The sequence below is a fragment of the Sphingobium tyrosinilyticum genome (genome assembly GCF_042654265.1).
Taxonomy (GTDB): Bacteria; Pseudomonadota; Alphaproteobacteria; order Sphingomonadales; family Sphingomonadaceae; genus Sphingobium; species Sphingobium tyrosinilyticum.
Genome location: NZ_JBHSFZ010000054.1, coordinates 1 through 7,484, shown reverse-complemented (window position 1 = coordinate 7,484; position 7,484 = coordinate 1). Strand labels below are relative to the sequence as shown.

Here is a 7,484-nt window from a genome sequence, read left to right as displayed (position 1 = left end):
GCAATACCAGTCCATGCCGCCATTCACTCCATCTCTTCGCAAAGAGGCGTGAATCACAACATACTGGTATTGCTCAACAACTTTCGGATCTGGCTCTTAGATTCAGCATCAGTTGTGGGCTTTCTTGCGTTCCGCCCCGTGCAACGCGGTGAGCCAGAAGGATCGAGCGCCCTGTAAATCCAGCGCTTCAGAGATCGGCATTTCTGCTTTCGGACGATCAGCGTCAGGATCATCAAGGCTCGCCACATGCGCTTTCATAGATTTGGCATGTTCGTTATAGAGCCGCTCGAAATCTACCCCGTCTACATCGTAAAGCGTCAAATATTTGAAGGGGAAGTCCGGAAAATATTGCTGCATGTCGAACTGGAAATGCTGGCCCGATTTGAAGCCGAACCGATCAACCATGTGCCGGACATGTTCTTCGACATACCAGTCTGCACATTCCTGGTCGCGCCCCGCGGCGGCGTTGGTAAAAAGGCGTAAACAAGCTTTTCCAGCACCGACTCGCCTCATCATTTTTCTGAGGTAACATGCAGAAGGTATGGTTTTGCGCAAGCGTTATGGCCACCTCTCCAAGCGCCGATGGACGCGGGCTTCGCATTCCACCGTTTCACAGATTTGTTCCATCCATGAGCGATGGCCGGCTGATGTTGAATTTACAAACAAACGGCAGGGATATAGCTTGCGACCGCGCAAAGGGTGGTGGAATGGTAAAATCGGTGTCGGCAAAAATCAGCGGCCAAGGCCGGGGTGAACCAGGCATGGTACGCCGCACACAAAAGCAGCGATCCGAAGGCACGCGCGCCGCCTTGATAGATGCGGCGCGGTGTTACTTCGGCCAACATGGTTTTCATGCAACGCGGACCAGTGAGTTCGTGGCCGAGGCTGAGGTGACGAGGGGTGCGCTCTACCACCATTTTACCGACAAGGAGGGATTGTTTGATGCTGTAGTCTGTCATGTTGCGGAGGATATCTCGCGGCGTGCCCGGCAAGAAGTGCTCGCCAGGAGTAGTGTGCAGGAAACCGTTGTTCGTGCCTGGGATCGGCTGTTGCTGGCCTTTGACGTGTATTTACGAGCGGTCGCTGAGGATCGAGAAGTTCAGCGCATACTCTTGATTGACGCGCCGGCTGTGCTGGGCTGGTCGCGCTGGCGCGAGATCCAGAGTGAGGTGTTCATGCCCGGAACGATGTCGACACTTCATCGCCTGATGGAATTGGGTGCAATCCACAAAACGGCGCCTGAGCCTTTGGCGCAGCTGATCCTAGCGGCTACCAACGACGCTGCGCTCGCCATTGCACATGCGGACGACCCGGCGTTGACTCTTGAGAGTCACTCTCACGCCCTGATGACGCTTGTTTCCGGTCTGTCAATTTCCGGTGGTCAGACGCTCAGTCATTCGGTCTAGCCTCGCATTGACCGCGAACTGCCCTGCACCTACAAAGATACATGCGTAATGTATGACTTGGATTGGCGATAAAAACGGAGGATAGAGATGCATGCTTGCAGCGGTATCAATAGGTTCGTGACAGCCTATAATGCACCTGGATCAGACATACGTCCTCTTTTCGGCGATACTGTTGACTGGATAGAAATGCCCAGCGGACGCGGAGGTCGAGACGAGTTGTTTTCGGCACTTGGGCAAGTGAGGCAAATTTTCTCCAAATGCCATCTCGAAGTCATCTCGATCGTCGCAGATAGCGACGATGGCGTACTGGAAAGCGCTCTGGCGCTCACCTCTGCGAAAGACGGGTCAATACTGCGCGCCCGGACTCTGTGGTTCCTGGGATTCAAAAATGGACGGATTATCAAGGAACACGACTATAGTTTCGTGTTGAAGGACTGAGGTTTTTCAGCTCGATGCAGCATGTGAGCTAGTCGGATCGGATGTTATCCAAATCTATGTCAGCGGGAGTAATATGGACGCTCTCACCACCCTGTTGGAAATCGAAGCGCTCAAGCGCCCGAAGGCTGAATATTTCTTTTACCTGGATACCAAGCAATGGGATCTCTGGCTGGGGCTATTCACCCGCGACATCATCCTGCAATGGGATAGGGCGGTTTCCACGCGGGGAGAGGATGGGCAAACAATGGGGCCTCTGGTCGGTATCGACGCTATCGCACAGGCCATGCCTGTGTCGATGAACGACCTGCAAACCGTCCATCACGGCCATACCCCCATCATCGACCTGACGTCGGAGAGTGATGCGACTGGTGTGTGGGCGATGGAAGAGATTATCGGCGCGCCACATCGCGATTATATCCTCCATGGCTTTGGGCATTATCGGGAAACCTATCGCAAGGAGGAGGGCCGATGGCGGATTTCAAAGCTTCACCTCACGCGCCTGCGCATCGGGCGGAAAAGCCTGTGACCGCGCTTTCGGATCGGCATGTCGTCGTCATAGCCGGCAGTTCGGGTATCGGCCTGGCAGTGGCCGCGGCTGCGGCCGAGCGTGGCGCGCGTGTAACGGTGACAGGTCGGGATGCAGCGCGGCTGGCAAAGGCAGCGGCAGCGATCGGCCGTGGCACCGACACAGTGGTCTTTGATGGCACGGACGGCGATGAAGTTGCACGCTTCTTCTCCAAAATTGGCCATATCGACCATCTGGTTTCCTGCATCGGTTTCAGTGAGCGCGGCACTTTATTGGGCCACGCCGAGGAGCAGGCGCGGCGCGTGATCGAACATAAGTTCTGGGCGCAGTTGCGGATCGTGCGGCAAGGCTTGCCGGTGATGTCGAGGGATGGATCAATCACGCTGACGGGCGGCACCGCGGCGGATCGTGCGGGCGTGCCGCACTTCGCCGCCTTCAGCATCATCGGCAACACTGCACTGGGCGCGCTGGTCCAGGGTCTCGCAGCCGAGATCGCACCCGTGCGGATCAATGTGGTCGAGCCTACGGTCACGAACACGCCGCTGATGGATATATTGTTGCCCGAGCAGAAAGCCTCCTTTTTCGCCCGTTTTTCCGCAACGAGTCCGATCGGCCGTGTGCCCCAGCCACAACAAGTTGCTCGCAGCTATATTCATGCGATGGAGAGCGATCTTATCAACGGCGATCGGCTGCGGCCCGACGGCGGGCCCACGCTGGTGCTATGAACCCCACACTGGACAGCATTGGGCGCTTGCGATGCTGGTTGAAGGGCTGAACTGGAACCAGGCGATAGTCCATGACGAGGTCGTCACGCCGCGGTTGGCATAGGCAAAAAGATCAGGAAACCGCCATTTTCTGTAGGTTTTGCCATGGGCTTCCGCTATCATCGGCAGCATGCGGTTCGCCCTTGATCGCCTTCCCACAGACCCAGCCCTCCTGCAGAAAATGCTGCTGGAGATGGCCGATGCCATGGAACAGGAACGGGCCGAACGGAGGGCCCACGGTCAAAGCCCAGACCTTGCGGATCGAAAAGCTCGAGCATCGTGTCGCGCGGCTGCTGCGCGTCCAGTTCGGCCGCAGTTCCGAGAAAATGGATATCGCTCAGCTGCGGCTGATGTTCGAGGAGGTCGAGGCGCCGGAACCCGCCAACGATGAGGTGCCGGCGGCGCCGGTAGCAAAATCGGCCCGCAAACCTGGCAGCCGTGCTCCGCTTCCGGCGCACTTCCCGCGTCAGACGGTCGATCATCAGCCCAGCCCATGCAGTGGCGGTTGTAACGGACCGTCAGTCCAGATCGACGAGGCCGTCACTGAGGTCCTCGATTATGTCCCGGCGCGCTTCCGCGTCATCCGCCATGTCCGACCCAGGCTGGTGTGCCGATCCTGCGAGCAGATCCGCCAGGCGCCCGCCGTCGATCTGCCGCTGCCCAAGGTCATGGCAAGCAGCGCCTTGCTAGCCAATCTCGTCGTCAGCCGCTTTGTCGATCATCAGCCCTGGCATCGGCAGTCGGTGATCTTCCGCCGGGCGGGGCTGCATATCGATCGGGATGTGATGAGCCGGTGAGCCCGGAAACTGGCATGGCTGCTGGCGCCACTGGGCGAGCGGCTGTTCGCCTATATCCGGGAAGCCGCCAAGATCCATGGTGACGACACGCCGGTCACGTTGCTGGGCAATGGCGACGGTAGCCGGACCGGACACTTCTGGGTGTATCTGCGTGATGATCGCTCCAGCGGTGACATGAGCCCGCCCGCCGTGGCCTTCCGCTTCAGCGCCGATCGTGGTGGCGCGCATCCGGCGGAACATCTTGCGGGCTATCAGGGATATCTGCAGGCGGACGGCTTTGCGGGCTATAACGCGCTTTACCGCGACCCCAAAACCAAAGCGCCCAGGGACATCGTCGAAGTAGGATGCTGGAGTCACAGTCGCAGGAAATTTACCGACATACTGGAAAAGTGCCCGTCGCCGATCGCGGCGGAGGCGGTCGTGCGGATCGCCGAACTCTTCGCCATTGAGCGCGACATCAAGGGTGCGCCACCCGATGAGCGGAGACGCATCCGCCAGAGCAAGGCGGTGCCGAAGCTGGCAGCTTTACGCGTCTGGCTTGAAACCAGAACCGTGGCCTGTCTTCCGACAGCAATCTGGCGCGTGCGTGTCGCTATCCGCTCAACCGCTGGCAGGCCATGATCCGCTACTGCGATGACGGTCGGCTCGAGATCAGCAACAATCTTGTCGAGAACGCCCTGCGCGGTGTCGCTCTTGGACGACGGAACTGGATGTTCGTCGGCTCCATGAAGGGTGGAGAGGCAGCGGCGCTCTTCTACGCTCTGGCCGGCACATGCCGGCTCAACGGCGTCGAGCCCGAGGCGTGGTTCACCGACGTCATAGAGCGCATCGGCAATCACCCGATCAATCGGATCGATGACTTTTTACCCTGGAGATGGCAGGCATCAAGGCTGACCAACGATCTGGAGAAGGCTGCGTGAGCAACGGCACTGTGGTGCGGATGAAGATTACGCTGGACGATGTCACACCGGCCGTCAGCCGAACGCTGGAGGTGCCGCTCAGTATCCGGCTCGACCGTCTGCACGCCGTCATCCAGACCGCCTTCTCGTGGACGGACTCTCACCTGTGGGAAATGAGCTTCGGGCAAACCGGCTTCGGCATCCCTGATCCTGAATATGGCTTCGACGGGCCGCTCGACGCCCGTAAAGCCACTCTCGCCCAGGTGCTGGCGGATACGAGGCGCAAGACCTTCCGATATCTCTACGACTTTGGCGACGCCTGGGAGCATAGCGTCAAGATCGAGCGCGTCAGCGCGGCCAGCCCGCACCTGACATATCCGCTCATCCTCGATGCAGTAGGCATGCGCCCACCAGAGGACTGTGGCGAACCATGGGGCTATGCCGAGAAGCTCGTAGCGCTTGGCGATCCCCAGCATGAATATCACGAAGAGGCGCTCGACACCCTTGGCGAGGACCATGATCCCAACGCCAAGCCCGACATCCCGCTGATCGAAGCGAGGCTGGAAGCGCTCGCGAAAAAATGGGCAACGCGAACACGCCGGAAAGCCTGACAGACAGCGTCAATGCCGCCTTCCGTCGGCGCTTGCCTATCTGCACACGGTGGTGTGGGATTTCGGTGCCTGTGACGCCGGTAAGGCACAGGCGCAGTGAGGCATGGCGCGTTCGCGTTGGCGCGCTCATCCCTCGGACGGATATGAGCAGTTGGCGTCTTGGTGCCCGATATGTGCAGCGCTCAGCTGAACCTCAGCAGTTCTTCTGCGAGCGGGGGCGGGACAAGCAGCCTTGAAGAAACACTGAAACTCTCGCCTCGATATAATCTTGCGACGGCATCTCTGTCGACCAAGATCCATAGTTAGCGACTGGATAGCCGCCGAGGATCAAATCGATGAAGATCCGAGCTGTCGTCCCGTGATCTCCGTGATCGATCAGTTCAGACTGCGCCAGCCGGTCGAAAAATTCGGCAATGCATTCTTGAAACTGAGAAAAGCTTGATTGCGCCACATCCCGCATCAGGTCGGGGAAATTTCGGCCATCTATGATGAGAAGGCGGATGAGCCTGACTGCCTGAGGCCGCAACGACATGTCGCATATAAATTGACCTAATCGGACTAACGCGGTCTCCACTGTGTCAGCCCGATGTAACATTGGGATAGGTGGACGCGAGTCATCAGGGGCCATAACAACACGCCGGAACAGTTTCTCCTTGTCGCCGAAATGATGATAGATGGTGCCGGTGGCGACTCCGGCTTTGGCAGCGATTTCAACAAAGGAAGTCGCAGCATAGCCTTTGGTGACAAAGAGCTCCGTAGCCATTTCGATAACCTTGGCCTTACGGCGCTCGATCTCTTTCGCGTGGGGCCGGCCTGCCTTTACGGGATGTTTCTTTTTGCTCGACGGCGCGATTGGCTCAGGTGCAAGAAATTTCACTTTGGAGTGGCCTAAGATGATTTTGCACAGGGCTGTATCGAAGCCTCAGATTGCTTCCAAGCGAATTCCCACACAATCGACGTAAATTTGAGCGAGCAAAAGCTTCAAACCCGAGGTTTGGCAGATAAGCTGATGCGAACCTCGGCCTCGCGCAGCACAGTGGTGAAGGCTTGCGACGTGAACTGGCTGCCTTGGTCGGTGTTGAAGATCTCGGGCTTGCCGTAGCGAGCTAGCGCCTCCTCCAGCGCCGCGACGCAGAACCCTGCATCCATCGTATTCGATAGCCGCCACGCCAGCACCTTCCGGGTTTCCCAGTCCATGATCGCAACCAGGTACAGGAAGCCGCGCCGCATCGGGATGTAGGTCACATCAGCGCACCAGACCTGATTGGGCCGGTCGATCACCAACTTGCGCAGCAGATACGGATAGACCCGGTGCTGCGGGTGCGGATCACTCGTGCGCGGCCGCTGGCAAATCGGCGTCAGGCCCATCTTCGCCATCAGCCGCCGGGCCCGGCGGCGACCAACCTCATGGCCCGCGCGCGGCAGGTGACGTGCCATCTGTCGGCTGCCGTACCAAGGGCAGTCCAGGAACGTCGCGTCGATCACCGTCATCAGCGCCAGCGTCTCATCCGTTTCCGGCACAGGCGCATAGTAATATGATGAACGGCCAATCGAGAGCAGGCGACATTGCGCCGAGATCGACAGGCGGTGGTGAGCAGGTTCGACCATCGCCCGCCTCCGCTCCACGCTCATCGACCGAAGGCTTTCGCTAAAAAATCCCGCTCCACCACCAGTTGCTCGATCTTGGCGTGCAGCTTCTCTACCTCGCTTTCGCTGGCAGCCTTGACCGCATCGCCGGCTCCGGAGAACGTGCCTGCCATCCCGTCAATGGCCTTCCGCTTCCAGGAAGCGATCATCGTGTGGTGCACGCCGTGCTTGGCTGCCAGCTCCGCCAGCGTCAGGTCACCCCGGATCGCTTCCAGCGCCACCTCGGCCTTTAAATCGGCGCTATAGCGCTTTCTCGTCGTCTTCATTCCCGTACCAATCCATCAGGTCGGGATTAGCTAAGAGCCAGATCCGAAAGTTGTTGAGCAATACCAGTATGTTGTGATTCACGCCTCTTTGCGAAGAGATGGAGTGAATGGCGGCATGGACTGGTATTGC

The 7,484-nt window shown here is 58.7% G+C and carries 8 protein-coding genes and 2 pseudogenes; 7 read left to right on the top strand and 3 right to left on the bottom strand.

Going from position 1 to position 7,484, the window contains the following annotated elements:
- Positions 1 to 108 precede the first annotated feature (108 nt).
- Positions 109 to 516, bottom strand: a complete 408-nt coding sequence (locus ACFO3E_RS15880) for a hypothetical protein (protein ID WP_380806075.1) — start codon at positions 514 to 516, stop codon at positions 109 to 111.
- Positions 517 to 629: 113 nt separating this feature from the next.
- Between ACFO3E_RS15880 and ACFO3E_RS15875 the strand changes: the two genes are divergently transcribed.
- From ACFO3E_RS15875 to ACFO3E_RS15845, 7 genes and pseudogenes are all read left to right on the top strand, one after another.
- Positions 630 to 1,406, top strand: a complete 777-nt coding sequence (locus ACFO3E_RS15875; protein WP_380806073.1) for a TetR/AcrR family transcriptional regulator — start codon at positions 630 to 632, stop codon at positions 1,404 to 1,406.
- Positions 1,407 to 1,643: 237 nt separating this feature from the next.
- Positions 1,644 to 1,844, top strand: a complete 201-nt coding sequence (locus ACFO3E_RS15870) for a nuclear transport factor 2 family protein (protein WP_380806071.1) — start codon at positions 1,644 to 1,646, stop codon at positions 1,842 to 1,844.
- A gap of 73 nt (positions 1,845 to 1,917) precedes the next feature.
- Positions 1,918 to 2,370 carry a nuclear transport factor 2 family protein gene (locus ACFO3E_RS15865; RefSeq protein WP_380806068.1) on the top strand — a complete coding sequence of 151 codons (453 nt, stop codon included), beginning with the start codon at positions 1,918 to 1,920 and terminating at the stop codon, positions 2,368 to 2,370.
- Positions 2,313 to 3,095 (top strand): SDR family oxidoreductase, encoded by a 783-nt coding sequence (locus ACFO3E_RS15860; RefSeq protein ID WP_380806066.1) that lies wholly within the window; start codon positions 2,313 to 2,315, stop codon positions 3,093 to 3,095. The genes ACFO3E_RS15865 and ACFO3E_RS15860 overlap by 58 nt, the downstream gene beginning before the upstream one ends.
- A 71-nt stretch (positions 3,096 to 3,166) precedes the next feature.
- Positions 3,167 to 4,611: pseudogene (gene tnpC / locus ACFO3E_RS15855) on the top strand (IS66 family transposase); the annotation flags it as partial.
- Positions 4,612 to 4,641: 30 nt separating this feature from the next.
- Positions 4,642 to 4,851, top strand: a complete 210-nt coding sequence (locus ACFO3E_RS15850) for a transposase domain-containing protein (protein ID WP_380806077.1) — start codon at positions 4,642 to 4,644, stop codon at positions 4,849 to 4,851.
- Positions 4,848 to 5,441 (top strand): plasmid pRiA4b ORF-3 family protein, encoded by a 594-nt coding sequence (locus ACFO3E_RS15845; RefSeq protein WP_380806063.1) that lies wholly within the window; start codon positions 4,848 to 4,850, stop codon positions 5,439 to 5,441. Before ACFO3E_RS15850 ends, ACFO3E_RS15845 begins: the two co-directional genes overlap by 4 nt.
- A 193-nt stretch (positions 5,442 to 5,634) precedes the next feature.
- Here the strand turns inward: ACFO3E_RS15845 and ACFO3E_RS15840 are convergent, their stop codons facing one another.
- Both ACFO3E_RS15840 and ACFO3E_RS15835 read right to left on the bottom strand, forming a co-directional pair.
- Positions 5,635 to 6,318, bottom strand: a complete 684-nt coding sequence (locus tag ACFO3E_RS15840) for a TetR/AcrR family transcriptional regulator (RefSeq protein WP_380806060.1) — start codon at positions 6,316 to 6,318, stop codon at positions 5,635 to 5,637.
- Between the two features lie 110 nt (positions 6,319 to 6,428).
- A pseudogene (locus ACFO3E_RS15835) lies at positions 6,429 to 7,354 on the bottom strand (IS3 family transposase); the annotation flags it as partial.
- Positions 7,355 to 7,484: the final 130 nt, after the last annotated feature.

What these genes read in the sequence shown, in the direction of transcription:
- ACFO3E_RS15880 (WP_380806075.1), bottom strand. Translation starts at nt 516, where the DNA reads ATGATGAGGCGAGTCGGTGCTGGAAAAGCTTGTTTACGCCTTTTTACC.
- ACFO3E_RS15875 (WP_380806073.1), top strand. Translation starts at nt 630, where the DNA reads ATGAGCGATGGCCGGCTGATGTTGAATTTACAAACAAACGGCAGGGAT.
- ACFO3E_RS15865 (WP_380806068.1), top strand. Translation starts at nt 1,918, where the DNA reads ATGGACGCTCTCACCACCCTGTTGGAAATCGAAGCGCTCAAGCGCCCG.
- ACFO3E_RS15860 (WP_380806066.1), top strand. Translation starts at nt 2,313, where the DNA reads ATGGCGGATTTCAAAGCTTCACCTCACGCGCCTGCGCATCGGGCGGAA.
- ACFO3E_RS15850 (WP_380806077.1), top strand. Translation starts at nt 4,642, where the DNA reads ATGTTCGTCGGCTCCATGAAGGGTGGAGAGGCAGCGGCGCTCTTCTAC.